Origin of the sequence: Achromobacter marplatensis, assembly GCF_002209535.1 — a bacterium.
Lineage (GTDB): Bacteria > Pseudomonadota > Gammaproteobacteria > Burkholderiales > Burkholderiaceae_B > Achromobacter > Achromobacter marplatensis.
In genome coordinates this window covers 307738-325555 of the sequence record NZ_NJIG01000001.1, presented here as the reverse complement: position 1 = coordinate 325555, position 17818 = coordinate 307738, and the positions used below count along the sequence as shown (strand labels likewise).

At 66.7% G+C, this 17818-nt stretch carries 17 protein-coding genes; 10 read left to right on the top strand and 7 right to left on the bottom strand.

What is annotated here, in order from left to right; genetic code table 11:
- Positions 1–556 precede the first annotated feature (556 nt).
- Both CEY09_RS01375 and CEY09_RS01370 read left to right on the top strand, forming a co-directional pair.
- Entirely contained in the window at positions 557–1543 is a 987-nt protein-coding gene (locus CEY09_RS01375) for a Bug family tripartite tricarboxylate transporter substrate binding protein (RefSeq protein ID WP_006227450.1), read from the top strand.
- A 401-nt stretch (positions 1544–1944) separates the two neighbouring features.
- Positions 1945–2886, top strand: a complete 942-nt coding sequence (locus tag CEY09_RS01370; RefSeq protein WP_088587265.1) for a hypothetical protein — start codon at positions 1945–1947, stop codon at positions 2884–2886.
- Here CEY09_RS01370 and CEY09_RS01365 read toward each other — a convergent pair.
- From CEY09_RS01365 to CEY09_RS01350, 4 genes are all read right to left on the bottom strand, one after another.
- Positions 2840–3748, bottom strand: a complete 909-nt coding sequence (locus tag CEY09_RS01365) for a DMT family transporter (protein WP_088587264.1) — start codon at positions 3746–3748, stop codon at positions 2840–2842. The two genes, CEY09_RS01370 and CEY09_RS01365, sit on opposite strands and share 47 nt — an antisense overlap.
- A gap of 424 nt (positions 3749–4172) precedes the next feature.
- Positions 4173–6812: an AAA family ATPase gene (locus tag CEY09_RS01360; protein ID WP_088587263.1), complete on the bottom strand. Its 2640-nt coding sequence runs from the start codon at positions 6810–6812 to the stop codon at positions 4173–4175.
- Positions 6809–7936, bottom strand: a complete 1128-nt coding sequence (locus CEY09_RS01355; RefSeq protein WP_088587262.1) for a metallophosphoesterase family protein — start codon at positions 7934–7936, stop codon at positions 6809–6811. The genes CEY09_RS01360 and CEY09_RS01355 overlap by 4 nt, the downstream gene beginning before the upstream one ends.
- Before the next feature lie 135 nt (positions 7937–8071).
- Positions 8072–9373, bottom strand: a complete 1302-nt coding sequence (locus CEY09_RS01350) for a D-amino acid dehydrogenase (protein ID WP_088587261.1) — start codon at positions 9371–9373, stop codon at positions 8072–8074.
- 134 nt (positions 9374–9507) lie between these two features.
- Between CEY09_RS01350 and CEY09_RS01345 the strand changes: the two genes are divergently transcribed.
- From CEY09_RS01345 to CEY09_RS01330, 4 genes are all read left to right on the top strand, one after another.
- Positions 9508–9975: a winged helix-turn-helix transcriptional regulator gene (locus CEY09_RS01345; RefSeq protein WP_088587260.1), complete on the top strand. Its 468-nt coding sequence runs from the start codon at positions 9508–9510 to the stop codon at positions 9973–9975.
- A 145-nt stretch (positions 9976–10120) separates the two neighbouring features.
- Positions 10121–10786, top strand: a complete 666-nt coding sequence (locus CEY09_RS01340) for a DUF502 domain-containing protein (RefSeq protein ID WP_006227490.1) — start codon at positions 10121–10123, stop codon at positions 10784–10786.
- A 61-nt stretch (positions 10787–10847) separates the two neighbouring features.
- On the top strand, positions 10848–11093 hold the full coding sequence (locus CEY09_RS01335; protein WP_006227491.1) for an RNA-binding S4 domain-containing protein: 246 nt from the start codon (positions 10848–10850) through the stop codon (positions 11091–11093).
- Between the two features lie 37 nt (positions 11094–11130).
- Positions 11131–11706 carry a restriction endonuclease gene (locus CEY09_RS01330; RefSeq protein ID WP_035214134.1) on the top strand — a complete coding sequence of 192 codons (576 nt, stop codon included), beginning with the start codon at positions 11131–11133 and terminating at the stop codon, positions 11704–11706.
- 16 nt (positions 11707–11722) lie between these two features.
- Here the strand turns inward: CEY09_RS01330 and CEY09_RS01325 are convergent, their stop codons facing one another.
- Positions 11723–12103, bottom strand: a complete 381-nt coding sequence (locus CEY09_RS01325) for a nuclear transport factor 2 family protein (RefSeq protein ID WP_006227493.1) — start codon at positions 12101–12103, stop codon at positions 11723–11725.
- 158 nt (positions 12104–12261) lie between these two features.
- Between CEY09_RS01325 and CEY09_RS01320 the strand changes: the two genes are divergently transcribed.
- Together CEY09_RS01320 and CEY09_RS01315 are read left to right on the top strand one after the other, a co-directional pair.
- Positions 12262–12648, top strand: coding sequence for a DUF2784 domain-containing protein (locus tag CEY09_RS01320; protein WP_088587259.1), 387 nt, complete (start codon positions 12262–12264; stop codon positions 12646–12648).
- Positions 12645–13547, top strand: coding sequence for a tetratricopeptide repeat protein (locus CEY09_RS01315; RefSeq protein WP_088587258.1), 903 nt, complete (start codon positions 12645–12647; stop codon positions 13545–13547). The genes CEY09_RS01320 and CEY09_RS01315 overlap by 4 nt, the downstream gene beginning before the upstream one ends.
- Before the next feature lie 51 nt (positions 13548–13598).
- On the opposite strand, the gene CEY09_RS01310 is transcribed toward CEY09_RS01315, so the two are convergent.
- Entirely contained in the window at positions 13599–14726 is a 1128-nt protein-coding gene (locus CEY09_RS01310; protein WP_088587257.1) for an acyl-CoA dehydrogenase family protein, read from the bottom strand.
- A 129-nt stretch (positions 14727–14855) separates the two neighbouring features.
- Positions 14856–15803 (bottom strand): LysR family transcriptional regulator, encoded by a 948-nt coding sequence (locus CEY09_RS01305; RefSeq protein ID WP_006227497.1) that lies wholly within the window; start codon positions 15801–15803, stop codon positions 14856–14858.
- A 112-nt stretch (positions 15804–15915) separates the two neighbouring features.
- Here CEY09_RS01305 and CEY09_RS01300 point away from each other — a divergent pair, with 112 nt between their 5' ends.
- Both CEY09_RS01300 and CEY09_RS01295 read left to right on the top strand, forming a co-directional pair.
- Positions 15916–16770, top strand: coding sequence for an oxidoreductase (locus tag CEY09_RS01300; protein WP_006227498.1), 855 nt, complete (start codon positions 15916–15918; stop codon positions 16768–16770).
- A 118-nt stretch (positions 16771–16888) separates the two neighbouring features.
- Positions 16889–17785, top strand: a complete 897-nt coding sequence (locus tag CEY09_RS01295; protein ID WP_088587256.1) for an NAD(P)/FAD-dependent oxidoreductase — start codon at positions 16889–16891, stop codon at positions 17783–17785.
- Positions 17786–17818: the final 33 nt, after the last annotated feature.

The window sequence follows — 17818 nt, the reverse complement described above, 5'->3', positions numbered from 1 at the left end:
GTTCCGAGAATGTCCGGGCCCCCTCCCGCCGGCACGTGGCAGCGAGAGACGAAACAGACCGGGGATTGAAAAACGGACGGAACCCTGGCCCGGTGCGTCGCTGCACTACACGTTGCCCCGCGGGGACATCAACCAACGCCCCATTGAACGGCGCAGACAGAAACAAACGCAATAGCTTTCTTGCAAGACCGGCCAAGAATCTCATCCGAAAAATATCAGATTCTTGTAAGTTATGCAGAGATTTATGCGTGAACCCGGCTAATGACAGCACGATGACTGCGCAATGATTGCGCAATGACAGGGTTTGAGAAATCGTTCATCTTGTTGTCAGGCTTGGCTTTTTCGGCGATCTGACGCGATTTCCACACAACTATCCGTCACTGAAAAAATATTTTTGCGTAAAGACAGGGAGAATCCTGAGTTGACCGTAGGGGGATTCCTGTGTGGAATTGCGCCCACGAAGCGTCGGCTACGCCAGCATCCCGGCAAAGCGCGCTTCACCGACGCCGGCCCAAGAAGCCGGTCGGCTCGGAACAACAAAATATGGAGAAGACTCTTGACCGTGCTGTCTCATGCCAAGGCCATCCTGGCCGCCGCCATCGCAGGCGTCTGCTTTAGTTCCGGCGCCCACGCCGCAGATCCGTACCCCAATAAGCCCATCCGCCTGATCGTCCCCTTTGCCGCGGGCGGCACGACCGACATCGTCGCCCGTATCGTCGCCGAAGGCCTGGGCCGTGAACTGGGCCAGGCCGTGGTGGTGGAAAACCGCGGCGGTGGCGGCGGCTCGATCGGCGCCGACGCGTTGGTCCGTTCCGCGCCTGACGGCTACACGCTGGGCGTGGCCACCGTCAGCACCATGGCCACGAATCCGGCCACCAACCCCAAGAACCCCTACAACCCGATCAAGGACTTCACGCCGATCACCAATCTGGTGAACGTGCCGAACGTGCTCACGGTCAACCCGGCCGTGCCCGCCAAGTCGCTGGCGGAATTCATCACCCTGCTCAAGGCCAACCCCGGCAAGTACAGCTATGCCTCGTCCGGCGCAGGCGGCATCGGCCACCTGGACGGCGAATTGTTCAAGTCGCTGACCCAGACCGACATGGTCCACGTGCCCTACCGCGGTTCGGGCCCGGCCCTGAATGACGTGATCGCCGGCCAGGTGAACGCCCAGTTCGACAACCTGCCCTCGTCCATGCCCCACATCCAGGCCGGCAAGCTGCGCGCCCTGGCCGTGGCTGCTCCCAAGCGCCTGCCCGCCCTGCCGGACGTCCCCACCTTCAAGGAAGGCGGCCTGCCCGAAATGGACAACATGGCCTGGTACGGGCTGGTCGCGCCCGCCGGCACGCCGCAAGCGGTGGTTGACCGCATCCACGACGCCGCCGTCAAGGCGCTGAAGGACCCGAAGATCGTCCAGCGCCTGGCCGACGGCGGTTCGCTGGTGGACGGCAATACGCCCGCCGAGTACGCCGCGCAGATCAAGCGTGAACTGGAACTGCGCCAGCGCATCGCCAAGGAACGCAACATCGTCTCGACGAACTGATCCCCGCCTGAGGGAAAGGCTGCTGCTTCATTCGAAGCCAGCCTTTCCCACTTGACTCCGGACGCTCGGGTGTTAGCATCTGCCCCCGTGCGATCCGATTTTTCTCCCATCCCCCCCGCTGCCTGCGTCCTTTGCGCCCTGCGCTCGACTTTGTTGAGCTCGCAGGAAGTCGCCGCGCGTTCCGCTTACGCGCGCTCCAAGCCCGGCTAATCGCCCGGCGCCTCCGCTTTCCCCCTTCCTATTCCGGCCTGTCGCCGGTGGCCCTGCACATCCGTGCGCGTTGCCGCCTGCCACGCGCCGGCGGACGCCCTGCCGCGTGGCCGGGCGCCCGCGCCTGAATCTTCGCCGCCCGCCCTGACCGCTGGCGGCCGGGCCACGCACAGATCTCCCCTTTCAGCGCCATGCAACTTACCAAGAAATTCGTCAAAGCCAAGAACCCCTGCGCGGGCGGCTATAAATGGTTCATCCGCGACCACAACGGACAGGGGGATTACCAGGCCGTGCTTGATGCGCTGGTGGGCGACGGCCGCGTCAGCGACGCCTGCTGGCTGCTGGACCAGTTCGGTCCCACCGACGCCGTGCTGAAGCTGGATGCCGTGGACGCCAACGCGATCGTCTTCGCGGGCACGCTGGAAGTGCGCATGGGCATCAACGTGGACAGCGTGGTGCGCGCCGGCCGCAGCATCATCACCGGCGGCGGCATCCGCGCGGGCGAGACGATCATGGCGGGGGAAAACATCACTGCCGCGGCCAACATCGCCAGCGGCGGCAATCTGCGCGCGGGCGGAGACATTGCGGCGGACTGGGGCATCGAAACCGCCACCAGCCTGGGCTGCGGCGGTAACGTACGCGCCAAATGGGACATCTGCGCCGGCCAGGACCTGGCCGTGACGGGCCACCTGCATGCCGGCCAGGACGTGCAGACGCAAGGCGCCATCAAGTGCGGCCAGGGCATCAAGACCGGCGGCGACGTGCGCGCCGACAAGGAAATCAACGCGGCCTGCGGCATCCAGGCCGGGGGTTCCATCCAGTGCGGCGAGCACCTGGCGTCCGGGTGGGGCCTGATCGCCGGCGGCGACATCCGCGCCGAAGGCTCGATCCGCGCCGGTGAAGGCGTGCAGGCCGAAGGCGTGATCCAGGCCGGCGACGGCCATGGCGTCTATGCCGGGCTGAGCGTCCGGCTGGACGCCTGGTCCGTCTGCGCCCGCGTCTCGGCCCAGACGCGCCCTGCCCAGCTTGTCAGCGGCCATTGGGTGGGGCAGGACGCGGCGGAAGGCGGAGACTCGGCGCCGGCCGCTACGCGGTCGTCTTGGCCGACGGCCGCTTATCCGGCGCTGGCTTGACCGCCGCCGCCGGATTGCGCAACACCAGCATCAGGCCCAGCAGGATCGCCCCCATGCCGGCCAGGCTCAGCGCAGACAGGCGGTTGCCCAGGATCAGGTAATCCAGCGCCGCCGTGCCGGCCGGCACCAGATAGAACAGGCTGGTGACGTTGACGAGGTTGCCGGCCTGGATCATGCGGTAAAAGAGCAGCGTCGCGCCCACGGATATCACGAGCCCCATCCAGATCAGTGGCACGACAAACCCGACGGTCCAGTCCACCCGGACCGGTTGGAACGGCACGAACAGCAGGCACAGCGCCAGACTGACCGCGTATTGCAACGGCATCACGTCCATGGGCGCCTGCTTCACGCGCTTTTGCAGGATGGCGCCCGCGGTCATGCTGGCCAGCGCGGCAAAGGCGAACGCCATGCCCGCCACTGAGAAGCGCGCCATGCCGATGCTTTGGTACACCACCATCACGAGTCCGCACAGCGCCAGGAACAGCCCCGCCAGCCGCGCCGGCGAATAGCGGCGTTCCATCACCGCCAGGGTCAGGATGGGCTGCGCGCCCAGCAGCGTGGCCAACACGCCCGGCGTGATGCCATGGTCCAACGCCAGCAGATAGCAGATGGAATAGCTGCCGATCAACAGCAGCCCGGTCAGCGCCACGGTCTTGCGCGTACCGCGCTCCGGAAGGCAGCGCTTGCGCCACAGGCATATCGCCCCCAGCACCGCCAAGGCAAGGATGAAGCGCCACAACAGGAAGCCGAACGCGGAGGCGTGCGACAGCCCCCATTTGGCGAAGATCGCGCCGCCGCTCCACAGCAGCACGAACAAGGTGGTGGAGCCGTAAGCGGTCCACGTGGATCGATTGAAAGACATGAGGTTTCACCTGTCAGGGTAAGAACAGGCTCCAGCCCTGCGCCGGGTTGCCGCGACTTTCGGCAAGCCGGCACGGATCAGCGGCGCTTGGGGCGCGCGATACGCGTCAACCCATCATGCGCACTGACAACGGACAAGGACTGGAGTGGAGAGTTTGGCGGTCAGCCGAACACAACCGCCAAGGGCGGATGTACGCCCGAGACCACGCCGGCAGGCGGCGAGGCGGGCGGAGAGACGACCGCAGAAACGACAGGAGAAACGACGGGAGAAATTGCGGCAGGCGCCGCAGGGATCAGACCGGCATGCGCAGACCACGCGCGCGCGCCGCGGCCGGCTGCTGAAGCAGCGGCAGCGAAATCGGCGTAGGGCGTGAAGTCAGGCATGGGCGTAGCCTATCCGTTCACCCCTTACGCCGTCAAGCCATTCAGGAAGCGCCGATGCGGCGCTGCTCGACTCCCATGTCCCGCCACGCCTCGCCGTGGCACGTGAACATCAGGATCTGGTGGCGCGTGGCCGCATCGAACAGCGCACGCTTCATGAAGTCGCGCCGCGCATCGTCAGTGTGGACCAGAGCGTCGTCCAGCACCAGCAAGGTGGGCCGCCCGGCTTCGCGCAGCAGGTCGGCATAGGCGAACCGGGCCAGGATGCCCAGTTGCTCGCGCGTGCCGAAACTCAGCGCCTCCAGCAGGTCTTCACCTTCGCCGCGACGCAACGCAGTCGGCAAGAGCGCATCGTCCAGCCGCAGCGCGGCCTCGGGGAACAGCAGGGCCAGGTAGTGGTTCAACCGCCGCGCCAGCGGCGCCTGCAGCCGCTGCGTGGCGGCCGCGCGCTTGTCGGTCAGCAGGGTCAGCAGCAGCTCCAGCGCGGCGGCGCGGCGGGCGAACTCATCGCGACGGCGCGCCAGGCGTTCACACGCGGCAGCCGATTCGGACAGGCGTTCGCCCAAGCCCTGCGCGCCCGCCTGGTCCAGCTTGCCCTGCAGTTGCAGGATCTCGCCGTGGCGCTTGTGCTGCGCGTCGCGTTCGATGGCGGCGGATTTCTCGTAGCGCTGGACGTCTTGCTCGAGCAGGTCGGGACGATGCTCCGCCAGTGCCGCCTGCGCCTCGCGCACGCGGCGGTCCAGTTCATCGTGGCCGCTGCGCACTTCGGCCAGCCGGCCCGCGCGCGCCTGGCGTTGCGCGGCGCGCTCGGCCGATTGCAGTTCGGCGCCCCGCGCCGCCGCCTGGCCCTCGAGCAATTGCGCGCGGGCGCTATCGGCGTCCAGCGCCCGCTGCGCGGCCGCCAGCGACGCGTCGGCCTGCGTGGCAAGCGCCTCGACCTCACGCAGCGCCTGAACCGCGGCAGGCAGGTCATCCTGATCCGACATCTGGCCCGCGGCCGGCGCGGGCAGCTTGGCCAGCCGCTCCTGCAAGGGCACGCGCCGGGCCAACGCGTCATCGCGTTGGCCGCGCAGCACGTCCACGCCCTTGGGCGCGTGGATGGCGAGCGTCTTGCGCATGCCGTCCAGTTCGCGCTGCAAGGCCGTATAGCGCGCGTGGCGCTGTTCAGCGTCAGCCAACGCCGTCACCCCCAACCGTTCCAGCAACGCGTTCCAGGCCGTCTGCAAAGCGGCGCGTTCGCGTTGCAACGCCGGCAGGTCCTGGCCGCCCGGTTCGATGCGCAAGCGCCCGACTCCCGGCAGATCCAGGTCGGCGGCGGACGTCAGCAGCACCTGGCCGTCGCCGGCCAACAGCCTGCCGTCCAGCGTGGCCTGGCGCCCGGCTTCCAGCTGATATGACAGCCGGGTGGCGATGGCTTGCTGGCGCAGTTGCAGATTGGCCAGTTCGCGCTCGCTCTTGCGCAGCGCATCGATATCGCCATCGGCGATTTCGATGCGGACGGCTTCGGCCTTCAGCGCCGAACCTTGTTCGATCAGCGTGGTAACGGCTTTCAGGGCGTCGTCCAGGCGTTCGACTTCGGCATTCAGTTGCGCCAGCTGGTGCTCCAGGTCGCGGCGGTCGGCCACGGCCTGGACCGCGGCCACGCGCAAGCGGGCGGCATCAACCGCCGCGGCGTGCGTTTGACGCTGTTGCTGCGCGCGGGCCAGCGGCGCTTGCGCGGCGTCGACCCGGGCCCGTGCCGCCTGGGATTCCTTGGCAAGCGCCTGGTAGTCGGCCTCGTCCTGCTGGTCGCGCCGCACCTGGTCCTGCAACAAGGTCAACGTCTGGGCGGCCTGGGTCTGCTCGCGGCGCAGGCCGTCAAACGCTTCGCGTTCCTTCGCCAATGCGGCCAGCCGGGCCCGGGCCTCGACGGCTTTGGCCTCGAAGTCCTTCCATGGCTGGCTGGCCTGGGCGCGCTCGTGGTCGCGGCGCAGTTCCGCCAGGCGGTCAACGTCGGTATTCAGTTGCGCCATCGCCTGCGCGCATTCGTCCCGTTCGGCGATGGCGCGCGCCAAGGCGTCCTCGGCGTCTTTATAGGCGCCCTTGGGACGCCCGTTGCGCGCATCCAGCAAGGCGGCGCGTTCGGCCGACACGCGTTCGAACAGGCGGTCGCCATCACTCGCGGCCAGCTCTCCGGACAACTGCGTCAGCGCGTCGCGCAGGTGGACGCCGGCATGACCGGCCGCCTCTTGCAGATTATGGCCATCGCCCTGCTGGATCCACAGCAGGCCGGGAATGCCCGCCAGGTCCGGCTTGCTTTGGCCGCGCCCCGGTAGTTCGAACCCCAGCAAGGCAGCCAGCGCGTTTTCCGCTTCTTCGCCGTCCAGGCGTTGGGCGCCGTCGTCGATCAATAGCTCGCATCGGGCTCGCGACAGAAATTGCTTTTTCAACACGTAGGAATGATCCGCGTGCGTGAACGCCAGCTCCACACTGGGCCGCGCGCCGGACTCGCCGCGCGGCGCCAGGTCGGCGACCTTGCTGGTGCTGTAGCGTTCCAGGAACGCCGCGCGGATGGCGGACGCGACGGTGCTCTTGCCCGCCTCGTTCGCACCGACGAAAAGGTTCAAGCCGTCTTGCAGGCCGTCCAGCACCATCGGCTGGCGGAACTTGCGGAATTCTTCAAGCGCAATCCGGGAGAGTTTCATTTGGCAGCCCCCTGCGCGGCGCTTTCGCGCTGGAACCGCAACAGCAGCCGCAGGGCTTCGCCCGCGACCGCGGCCTGCGCGCCATCCGCCTGCAAGGCCTGCAATTGCGCGGCCACCTCGCCGACGTAACCACTGGCTCCCAGTTCGGCCAGATCGGCCTGATCAGGTTCCAGCAGCAGGCCGGACAAGTCCGGCAGCAAGGCCCGCACCTGGGCGGTGGCCTGGTCTACGGCGCGTTGCAGCGCGTCCCAGGTCTCCATGTTGACGTGGCCCTGCACGTCCAGCCGTAGCACGTCTTCCGCGCGCAGCGCCGCCAACCGCTCGGCAAGCGCGTGCGCGTCGGTGGGCAGGCTGACGGTCTCCGTCCAGGCGGACCAGCGGTACTTGCCGGTGGCCACGCGTTCCACCACGGGCTCGGCGCCCGGGGCATCGATGCGCACGTCCAGCACGTAGCCGGGTTCATTGCCGCGGAAGCGGTCTTGCTCCGGCGTGCCGGCATACCAGGTGCGCGCGTCGATGGACAGGCAGCCATGCCAATCGCCCAGCGCCAGATAGTCCAGCCGCGCGCGGGCGCTGCGGTCGGGTGCGATGGGATTGGTGGCGTCGATCGTGTCGGGCAGGCGGCCCGCGACGCTGCCGTGGGCCAGGCCCACCCGCACGCGCCCGGGTTCCGTTTCCAGGGTGTCGAAGGCCTGCGTCACGTCATCGTAGGTGTGGCGTTGCGTGAGCGGCGCGGCCAGCACGGCCAGGTTGATGGCAGGCAGATCCACGACGCCGGTGCGCAACGGCACGTGCACGTTGCCGGGGATGCAGCCCAGTTGCATCGCGCGGCTCCAGACGCTGTCGGCCAATGCCGCGTCGTGGTTGCCGGCGATCATCACCCACGGGCCGGCGTAAGCGGCCATGGCGGCGAACAGCCGGCGGATCGTGCGGTCCGACACGCCTTGCGTATCGAACACGTCACCGGCCACCAGCACGGCGTCTACGCCGCGTTCCGCGGCAAGCGCGGCAATGCGCGCCACGACGTCAAAACGCGCTTCGGCCAGCATGGCGGCGTCGTCGGTGTCGAACTGGCCGTATTGACGGCCGATCTGCCAGTCGGCAGTGTGCAGGAAATGGGTCATGGGCCGATTTTGGCACAAGCGGCGTCATTCAAAACAGACAACGGCCCTCCCCGCATTTTGCGCGAGGAGGGCCGTCGAGAGCATGGCTTTTGGCCGATGCCCGATAAGCGAAGCGGGGCGAGTCGAAGCGCCGGCTCAGGCGCGCTTGCCGTCCAGCACCAGCGGCGGAGTCGACGAGGCGCGGCGGTCATAGCGCGACAGGCTCAGCCCGTCGGTACGGATGGCCGGGCGCTGGCCCATGACCTGGTCGGCGACCAGCTTGCCGGAGCCGCAAGCCATCGTCCAACCCAGGGTGCCGTGACCGGTGTTCAGGAAAAGGTTGCCGTAGCGCGTCGGGCCGACGACAGGCGTGCTGTCGGGCGTCATGGGGCGCAGGCCCGTCCAGAACTCGGCCTGGGCGACGTGTCCGCTATCCGGGAACAAGTCGTTGACGACCAGTTCAAGCGTCTTCCTGCGGGCGTCTTTCAGGCGCAGATCGAAGCCGGATAGTTCCGCCATGCCGCCCACGCGGATGCGCTCGTCGAAGCGCGTGACGGCGATCTTGTACGTTTCGTCCAGGATGGTCGACACCGGCGCGGCGGACTCGTCTTTAAGCGGTATGGTCAGCGAATAACCCTTGACCGGGTAGACCGGCAGGTCCAGGCCCAGCGGCTCCAGGAAGCCGCGCGTATAGCTGCCGAAGGCGGCCACGTAGCGGTCGGCCGTCAAGACTTCGCTGCCCACGCGCACGCCAGTGATCTGGCCGCCGGCGGTGTTCAGGCCAGAGACCGTCTGGTTGTAGCGGAAGTCCACGCCCAGCGCCGCCGCCATCTCGGCCAGCCGCGTGGTGAACAGGCGGCAGTCGCCGGTTTCGTCGTTGGGCAGGCGCAGGCCGCCGGCCAGCTTGTGGATCGAACGCGCCAAGGCGGGCTCGGCCGTTACCAGGCGGTTGCGATCCAGGAGTTCGTAGGGCACGCCCACTTCTTCCAGCACGGCGATGTCGCGGCGGGCGGCTTCCAGCTGGGCCTCGGTGCGGAACAGCTGCAAGGTGCCGCGGGTGCGCTCTTCATAATGGATGCCCGTGGCCGCGCGCAGTTCGCGCAGGCAGTCGCGGCTGTACTCGGCCAGCCGCAGCATGCGTTCCTTATTGACGGAATAGCGGTCGGCCGAGCAGTTGGCCAGCATCGCCGCCATCCACTTCAGCTGATACAGGCTGCCGTCCAGGCGGATCGCCAGGGGCGCATGCTTCTGGAACAGCCACTTGATCGCCTTCAACGGAATCCCGGGCGCGGCCCAGGGCGTGGAGTAGCCCGGCGACACCTGGCCGGCGTTCGCATAGCTGGTTTCCTGGGCGGCGGCGGGCTGGCGGTCCAGGACCGTCACCTTGGCACCCTGACGGGCCAGGTAATAGGCGGTGGTGGTGCCGATAACGCCGCTGCCGAGGACGATCACATGCATGATTCTTTCCGTATTTGGATTTGGTCAGTATTTTCGGTAGTCTATGAGCCTATTCGCAGTGAAAAGCACTGATTATTTTCCTTTGCCAGTGCTTTTCCCGGGCACGCCCCTGTTTTTCGATCGCCAAAAGTGAAATGCGCGACCTAGACCGAATCGACCTGAAAATTCTGGATATCCTGCAGCGCGAAGGCCGCATTTCGGTGACCGAATTGGCCGATCGGGTGAGCCTGTCCGCCACCCCGTGTTCGGACCGCGTCAAGCGCATGGAGCGCGAAGGCGTCATCACGGGTTACCATGCGCGCGTCAACCCGGCCGCATTGGGCAAGAATCTGCTCGTCTTCCTGGAAATCAAGCTGTCGGCCAAGTCCGGCGACGTCTTCGACAAGGTCAAGAAAGAGCTGCTCTATGTTCCCGAAGTCATGGAATGCCATCTGGTGTCCGGTGATTTCGACTACCTGGTGAAGGCCCGCCTGACGGAAATGAACGAATACCGTCGCCTGCTGGGCGAAATCCTCAAACGACTGCCGGCTTCCGCGGAATCGCGCAGCTATGTGGTCATGGAGGAAATCAAGGAAACCCTGTACCTGCCCGTCGACCGCTAGGCCGCGCGCGCAGGGTTCCCTGGCCCCGATATCCCCGGGGCGATGCGGTTTATTACGAAACACGCGGGCGCCGGCTGCTATGCTGGCGGCCCTCTGACCCGCGCCGGCAAGCCTTGGTCCGACCCTAATTCTCTAGTTCCTGCCTATGACTCGTCTCTACAAATACTTCTTCCGCGGCCTGATCACCGTCCTGCCGCTGGCTTTGACCATCTACCTGCTCTATATCTTCCTGGCCTGGACGGAAGCGGTGGCGCTGACTTTCCTGCGCCCCTTCATCGGCGGCTTCTACGTGCCGGGCATGGGGTTGGCGCTGGGCATCCTGGGCATTCTGGCCATCGGGTACCTGGTGTCCAAGGAACGCGTGCAGCGCTTCCTGACCGTGGTGGAAATGCCCTTCACCAACCTGCCGGTGGTCAAGAGCATCTATTCGTCCTTGAAGAGCTTCGCGGACTATTTTTCGCCCAGTTCCAAGAATACGGCGCAGCAGGTCGTGATCCTGCGCGTGCCAGGCCAGCAACTGGAGCTGGTGGGCCTGGTCACCCGCCGCAGCATGGACGGCCTGCCTGAAGGCTTCACGCAGGGCGACCGCGTGGCCGTCTACCTGCCGATGGGCTACATGATCGGCGGCTACACCGTCTTCGTACCGCAGGACTGGGTGACGCCCATCCAGATGTCGGTCGAAGAGGCGATGCGTTCGTCGCTTATCGCCTGGATGGCGCGCGCGGAAAGCGCACCCCGCCCCGCCGCGCCCAGCGTGCCCGAGGCGCCTGCCGCCGCCCCCGAGAACACCAACCGCGGCGGCCCGGCCTGAGGCCGCCTGACGTACGTGGCCGATCCGGCCGCTTTCACACCTGAATTTGCGCAATTCCTCCATGCCCATCATTGAATTCACGCTTGCCGACGGCAGCCCCTATATCGAAGTGAACCAGCTGCTTAAGGCCACCGGCGTCTGCGACAGCGGAGGCGCGGGCAAGATGATGGTGGCCGACGGCCTGGTCAGCGTGGGCGGCGTCGTCGAGACCCGCAAGACCGCCAAGATCCGCGGTGGGCAGATCGTCACCTGCGGCGACGTCCGCATCGTGGTGCGCGCCGCAGACGCGCCCGCCGACAACGCCTGACCCCGTTCCCCCCGTCACCGCAACGCCGCGAGCCGCCATGAAACTCAAGATGTCTCAGAACTCCATCTTCGCCGTCCTGCTGCGCTCGCCGTGGTGGATGAGCGCTGGCGTGGCGGTGCTGCTGTGCGTGGGCGGATTCGCCGCGCTACCGCTGGACTACGCGGCGATGGGCGTGTTTGCGGCAGTGCCGTTCGCGGTCATTTCCATCATGGCCGCCTACAAGCAATTGCGGGCGCCCTCGGGCACCCGCGTGCAGGCCGTGGCCGAAACCGCCGCCGCCATGTCGTGGGCCGACTTCGCCGCCACGGTCGAGGCCGGCTTCAAGCGCGACGGCTGTGAGGTGCAACGCCTGCAGACGCCCGGCGCGGACTTCGCCCTGAGCAAGGACGGCCACGTGGCCATCGTCAGCGCCAAGCGCTGGAAGGCCGCCCGCGTGGGGGTGGAGCCCCTGCGCGAACTGCAGGCGGCACGCGAGAAACGCGGCGCCCGCGAAGCCATCTACATCGCCCTGGGCGACGTGTCCGACAACGCCTGGGCCTATGCGAAGGCGCAAGGCGTGTCGCTGATGACGGCGCCCGAACTGGCCAAGCTGCTGCGCGACCTGAAGGTCTGAGGGCGCCTGGCGGGCGTCACACCACCATGACAGAACTGGCCGCGATCACGCGCCATTGACCGGAGACCGCGTCCAGCGCCCAGGTCCGCATGAACCGGAATGTGCCGTTGGCCGGCACCCCGTTGTAGCTGCCCGATATCCGCGCCTGCACCGACACGACCGCGCATTCCGCACGCGGCAGGATGTTCAGTTCGGACAGGTCCAACCCATGGATCTTCAGCATGCCCGAACGGTGCGCGTCCAGGTCGTCTTCGCGGGTGAAGCTCCAGCCCATGTGGTTCGTGAACAGCAGCTGCGGATCCAGGAGGCGCTCAAGCGCCGCGATGTCGGATGCCAGCATCGCCTGGCGCAGTTGCTCTTCGGCGGCTTGAATCCGCCCTTCTATCGTCTGGCCCATTGTCCTTGCCTCACGCTGTGTAATGACGCCGGCATTCTATTCCGACACCAAGCGTCTTGCTTTGTTGCCAATATGCCGCCCGGCCCGCGCAGCCTTAAGATTAAATGCGGGTCCGGCGAAGCACGCCGGCCATTTCCTGAACCTGCAGAGAACTTCCGATGACTTACCGCATCCTTGCCGACCTGGTCCTGGTCGCGCATGGCCTCTTCATCGCCTTCGTCATGTTCGGCGGCTTGCTTGCGCTGTGGAAGCCCCGCATCGCCTACTGGCATCTGCCCGCATTGGCGTGGGGCGCGATGGTGATCGGCATGGGCTGGATCTGCCCGCTGACGCCGCTGGAGGTGTCGCTGCGGCAGCAGGCGGGCCAGCAGGGATACGCCGGCGGCTTCATCGAACATTATGTGCTGGGCCTGATCTACCCCGAGGGCATCACGCGGACCACGCAGATCGTGCTGGCCACGTTGCTGATCGTAGGCAATATCATTGTCTACACGCTGTGGACGCGGCGGCGCCGGCGCAACTTTTCCGAAGGATCCAACGCATGAGTTCCCAACCCGACAGTGACCAGATGATCCGCGCCTACGACGCCCAGGGCCGCGAAGTGCTCGTCACCCGCGAGCAATGGCGCCAGAACGTGCTGCCCGGTGCCATCGAACAGGACTGGAACGATGCCGACCGGCTGGCCGGCCTGATCATCCAGTCGCTGAACGACGGTTTCATCGACGAGATGGTGCGCCCCGCCGAACGGCTGGTGGAACTGGACCCGAACCCCGAACGCGCCGTGGTGCTGCAGGCCATCGTCTACATGAAGCAGGACCGGCTGGACGACAGCGAACGCGTGCTGCAAGCGTTCTGCGCGCAGCATGGCGAGACGGGCATCGTGCTGACCAACCTCGCCAAGATCCACGCCGAACGCGATGACGAAGCCCGGGCGCTCGACACCTTGTGGCGCGCCTTGCAACGAGACCCCAACCAGGACAACGGGCTGGGCTGGTTCGAGGCCATCCACCGCGATTTCGGCGGTGACGCGGCGGGCATCACGGCGATGCGAAAAGTCGCCGCCCTGCCCGGCAGCTGGCGTGCGCAGCTATGGTTGGCGCGCGGTGAGCTCGGGTCGCACAACTACGCCGGCGCGATCGCCCTGTACAACGAGGCGCTATCGCGCGCGGGCGACCCCGCCCCCGCCGACTTGCTGATGCAGATGAGCGGCGACCTGGGCAATGCCGGCCGTATCGCCGACATCCTGGAATTGGCCGGCCCCCGCTTCCAGGTTCACGCGCATGGCCTGCAGGTGGGCAGCAACCTGATCAAGGCCAACCTGCTCCTGGGCCGGCCGGACGATGCCCAACGCATCCTGGATCAGTTGCGCGCGCTCGACCGCCCCGACTGGCAGGAACACCTGGCGTATTGGGACGCGCAACTGGCGCAAGGCCGCCCGGGCTGAAGCCGGACCGGCCGCGACGGCGCAGTCTGGGAGACAACGCCGTCGCGCGGGCTACAGGCCGCGTGCGATCACCAGCCGCTGGATGTCGCTGGTGCCTTCGTAGATCTGGCACACGCGCACATCGCGGTAGATGCGCTCCACCGGGAAATCCTTCAGGTAGCCGTAGCCGCCCAGCGTCTGGATCGCGGCCGAGCACACCTTTTCGGCCATTTCAGAGGCGAAGAGCTTGGCCATCGAGGCTTCCATCAGCGCCGGCCTGCCCGCTTCACGCAACGCCGCGGCGTGCAGCACCATTTGGCGCGCCGCATGGATCTGCGTGGCCATGTCGGCCAGCCGGAACGACACCGCCTGGTGCTCCATGATGGGCTTGCCGAACGCCTGCCGGTCGCGGGCGTAGTCGCGCGCGCATTCGAACGCCGCGCGCGCCATGCCGACGGATTGCGAGGCGATGCCGATGCGTCCGCCTTCCAGGTTGGCCAGCGCGATCTTGTAGCCTTCGCCTTCTGCGCCCAAACGGTAAGCCGCCGGAATGCGCATGTCTTCAAACGCAATCTGGCACGTGTCCGAGGCGTGCTGGCCCAGCTTGTCTTCGACGCGCAGCACTTGATACCCCGGGGTGTCGGTCGGCACGATGAAGGCGGAAATGCCGCGCTTGCCGGCGTCCGGATCAGTCACGGCGAAGACGATCACCGTCTGGCCGCTTTTGCCCGAGGTGATGAATTGCTTGGCGCCGTTCAGGATGTAGTCGTCGCCGTCGCGGCGGGCCCGGGTGCGCAGGCTGCTGGCATCGGACCCCGCTTGCGGCTCGGTCAGCGCAAAGCCCCCGATGTGTTCGCCCGTGGCCAGAGGCCGCAGGAACTGGTCTTTCTGCGCATCGGTGCCGAACTTCAGGATCGGCATGCAGGCAACCGAGTTGTGCACGCTCATGATCGTGGAACACGCGCCGTTGCCTGCGGCAATTTCCTCCAGCGCCACCGCATACGAGATATAGCCGCTGGCGTTGCCGTCCCATTCTTCCGGCACCAGCATGCCGAAAAACCCCAGTTGCGCCATCTCCCGAATGGCGTCAGCGGGGTATTCGTGGTCGCGGTCCCAGCGTTCGGCGTTGGGCGCCAGGCGTTCGGCCGCAAAGCGGCGCGCCATTTCCTGAATGCTCTGCTGTTCTTCCGTCAACAACATGGTCCTGTCTCCTGGATATTCGCGTGCGGACGGGCGCCGGATGGGCGCTGCCCGCTTTGTTCTGCTTCGCGCGCACCGGGTTGGCAAGCGCGCCACGCAATCGAGAATACACCGTCAAACGCGCGGGCTCTATGCGCCGGGTTTGCGCGGACGCGTCAGCTCGGCACGCGTCAGAAAGAAGTCCTGGTTGTCCGCCAGGCGCTCCACCATGAAATCGATGAACGCCTTGACGCGCAGGGGCTGTTCCGTTCGCCGCCGATAGTAGATATAGAACGATTCCCGCTGCGTCAGATGCTGCGTCAACAGCGGCACCAGCAAGCCGGCGCGGATGGGTCCGGCGGCTGAAAAACTGCCGAGTTGCCCGATGCCCAGTCCCGCCACCACGGCATCGGTTTCCGCTTCGGCATCGTTCGTGCACAACACGGCCGGTACGTCGCGATACTGGATTTCGTCGCCGACCATGAACTCCCAGGGTGCAAGCTTGCCGGTGTTGACGCGCCGGTAGCCCGTGCAGCGGTGTGCGTCCAGCGCCTCGATGGTCCGGGGCGTGCCGTGGCGGGCCAGATAGGCGGGCGAGGCGCACACGATCAGCTGGATCGGCACGAGCCGGCGCGCGATGGCCCCTTCGGCCGGCGGCGAACCGCCCCGGAACCCGACATCGGCGCGGTCTGCGACCAGATCGGTGAACTGGTCATCGAACTGCACGTCCAGCTGCACGCTGGGATGTTCCGCGGCGAACGCCATCAGGGCGGGCCAGATCACGTGGCGCGCCATCGTCCTGGGCGCGCTGACGCGCAAGGGGCCGGCGATGTCCTGACGCGACCGGCGCGCATCATCCAGCGCGGTCGCGAACATTGCCAGGGCTGGCGCCACGCTTTCGAGCAGTTGCTGGCCTTCTTCGGTCAGGCTGAGCTTGCGTGTGGTGCGGTGGAACAAGCGCACGCCCAGTTCCTTTTCCAGCTGCATCACCGCGTGGCTGGCGGCCTGAGGCGAAATGCCCTGGTCCACCGCCGCGCGGCGCAGGCTGCCCAGCACGGCGGCGCGCGCAAAGATGGTGACCGCACGGATTTCGTTCATGGGACGCTCATTCGCAAATTTTTGTTGATTATATTTCCGCTATTTCCTATCTATTCCGGGATTATCGATCCCCCTACGATCTAGGCTCATTCCCCCCTTTCGGAGCCTCTCCATGCAAACCCCCGTCACCTCCTTCAAACGCGTCTGGCTCATCACCGGCGCCTCGCGCGGCATCGGTGCGCTGATCGCCGAGGCGGCACTTGCCGACGGCAACGCCGTCATCGCCGCCGGCCGCAATGTCGACGCCATCGCAAAACGCCTGGGCGAGTCGCCCGCCCTGCTTCCCGTTGCGCTGGACGTCACCGACGAAGCCCAGGCCAAGGCGGCCGTCGCCGCCGGCCTGGCGCGATTCGGCCGTATCGACGTACTGGTGAACAATGCGGGCTTCGGCTTGCTGGGCGCCGTTGAAGAGTCCAGCGATGCCGACGTGCGCCGCATGTACGACACCAACGTGTTCGGCCTGCTGAACGTCACGCGCGCCGTGCTGCCCACGCTGCGGGCGCAACGTGCCGGCCACGTGATCAACCTGTCTTCGCTGGGCGGCTACCGGTCCGGCGCGGGGTTCGGCGCGTACTGCTCGACCAAGTTCGCGGTCGAAGGGCTGACCGAAGCGCTGCATGCGGAACTCAAGCCGCTGGGCATCCACGCGACCGTCGTCGAACCCGGCTACTTCCGCACCGATTTCCTGGACGCGACGTCGCTGACCGTGGCAGGCGCCATCATCGACGACTACGACGCCACGTCGGGCAATGTGCGACGGATTGCGGCCGGCCTGAATCACCAGCAACCGGGCGATCCGGCAAAGCTGGCTGCGGCCATGATCACCCTGGCCGATGCCGCAACGCCCCCGCTGCGCCTGCCCTTGGGCACGGACGCCCTGCGCGTGATCGCGGAAAAGAACGCGTACGTGGCCGAGGAAACCGAAGCCTGGAAGGCGCTGGCGCAGTCGACGGATTTCCCGGTGTAGGCGGCGCGCCGCCTTCCCCGGCAAAATACGACACATCGAAAGTTGCATGAAACCTGGATTCCACCCTATCATGCAACTTACGAAGTATCTTGATAGTCTCTGAATAGGAATCCAGCCGATGACTTACGACGCCATCATCGTGGGCGGCAGCTTTGCCGGCCTGTCCGCCGCCCTGCAACTGGCCCGCGCCCGCCGGCGCGTCCTGCTGATCGACGGCGGCCAGCCGCGCAACCGCTTTGCCGCGCATGCGCACGGCTTCCTGGGCCAGGATGGCAAGCCGCCCCGGGAAATCTTGCGGCAGGCGCGCGAGCAGTTGGCCCAGTACCCTTGCGTCAAGTTCCTGGATGGCGAGGCGGTCAGTGCGAGCGCGCACGCCGGACTGCTGCGCGTGACGATGGCGGCGGGAGAGGAAGTCCAGGGCAAGCACCTGATCCTGGCAACGGGGCTGCGTGACCAATTGCCTGCACTGGCCGGCCTGCAGGAACGCTGGGGGCAGACCGTGCTGCATTGCCCCTATTGCCATGGCTATGAAGTGGCCGGCCGCCCGCTGGGCGTGCTGGCCGCGCATCCGCTATCCGCGCACCAAGCCGTGCTGCTGCCGGACTGGGGGCCCACCACCTATTTCACGCAGGGCGAATTCGAACCGGATGCGGAACAGGCAGCGCTGCTGGACAAGCGCGGCGTGCGTATCGAACGCACGCCCATCGTGGAACTCATGGGCACGGCGCCGGCGCTGGATGCCGTCAAGCTCGCCGATGGGCGGCGCATGGCGGTGCACGCGCTGTTCGTCGCCAGCAAGACCCATATGGCCAGTCCGCTCGCGATGCAGCTGGGTTGCGCGTTCGACGACGGTCCGCTCGGCCCCGTGATTCGCACCGACGAGTTCAGGCAGACCACGGTGCCTGGCGTCTATGCCGCGGGCGATGCAGCCATTCCGATGAGCAACACGACGCTTGCCAGCGCCTCAGGCGTGATGGCCGGCGTGTGCGTGCATCGCGCGCTGGTCATGGCGTAGGCGGAGCCAGGCTGGTCCGGGCCTGGTCTGAAG

Coding starts and splice junctions, on each gene's coding strand:
- CEY09_RS01370 (WP_088587265.1), top strand. CDS start 1,945: ATGCAACTTACCAAGAAATTCGTCAAAGCCAAGAACCCCTGCGCGGGC.
- CEY09_RS01365 (WP_088587264.1), bottom strand. CDS start 3,748: ATGTCTTTCAATCGATCCACGTGGACCGCTTACGGCTCCACCACCTTG.
- CEY09_RS01360 (WP_088587263.1), bottom strand. CDS start 6,812: ATGAAACTCTCCCGGATTGCGCTTGAAGAATTCCGCAAGTTCCGCCAG.
- CEY09_RS01355 (WP_088587262.1), bottom strand. CDS start 7,936: ATGACCCATTTCCTGCACACTGCCGACTGGCAGATCGGCCGTCAATAC.
- CEY09_RS01350 (WP_088587261.1), bottom strand. CDS start 9,373: ATGCATGTGATCGTCCTCGGCAGCGGCGTTATCGGCACCACCACCGCC.
- CEY09_RS01345 (WP_088587260.1), top strand. CDS start 9,508: ATGCGCGACCTAGACCGAATCGACCTGAAAATTCTGGATATCCTGCAG.
- CEY09_RS01340 (WP_006227490.1), top strand. CDS start 10,121: ATGACTCGTCTCTACAAATACTTCTTCCGCGGCCTGATCACCGTCCTG.
- CEY09_RS01335 (WP_006227491.1), top strand. CDS start 10,848: ATGCCCATCATTGAATTCACGCTTGCCGACGGCAGCCCCTATATCGAA.
- CEY09_RS01330 (WP_035214134.1), top strand. CDS start 11,131: ATGAAACTCAAGATGTCTCAGAACTCCATCTTCGCCGTCCTGCTGCGC.
- CEY09_RS01325 (WP_006227493.1), bottom strand. CDS start 12,103: ATGGGCCAGACGATAGAAGGGCGGATTCAAGCCGCCGAAGAGCAACTG.
- CEY09_RS01320 (WP_088587259.1), top strand. CDS start 12,262: ATGACTTACCGCATCCTTGCCGACCTGGTCCTGGTCGCGCATGGCCTC.
- CEY09_RS01315 (WP_088587258.1), top strand. CDS start 12,645: ATGAGTTCCCAACCCGACAGTGACCAGATGATCCGCGCCTACGACGCC.
- CEY09_RS01310 (WP_088587257.1), bottom strand. CDS start 14,726: ATGTTGTTGACGGAAGAACAGCAGAGCATTCAGGAAATGGCGCGCCGC.
- CEY09_RS01305 (WP_006227497.1), bottom strand. CDS start 15,803: ATGAACGAAATCCGTGCGGTCACCATCTTTGCGCGCGCCGCCGTGCTG.
- CEY09_RS01300 (WP_006227498.1), top strand. CDS start 15,916: ATGCAAACCCCCGTCACCTCCTTCAAACGCGTCTGGCTCATCACCGGC.
- CEY09_RS01295 (WP_088587256.1), top strand. CDS start 16,889: ATGACTTACGACGCCATCATCGTGGGCGGCAGCTTTGCCGGCCTGTCC.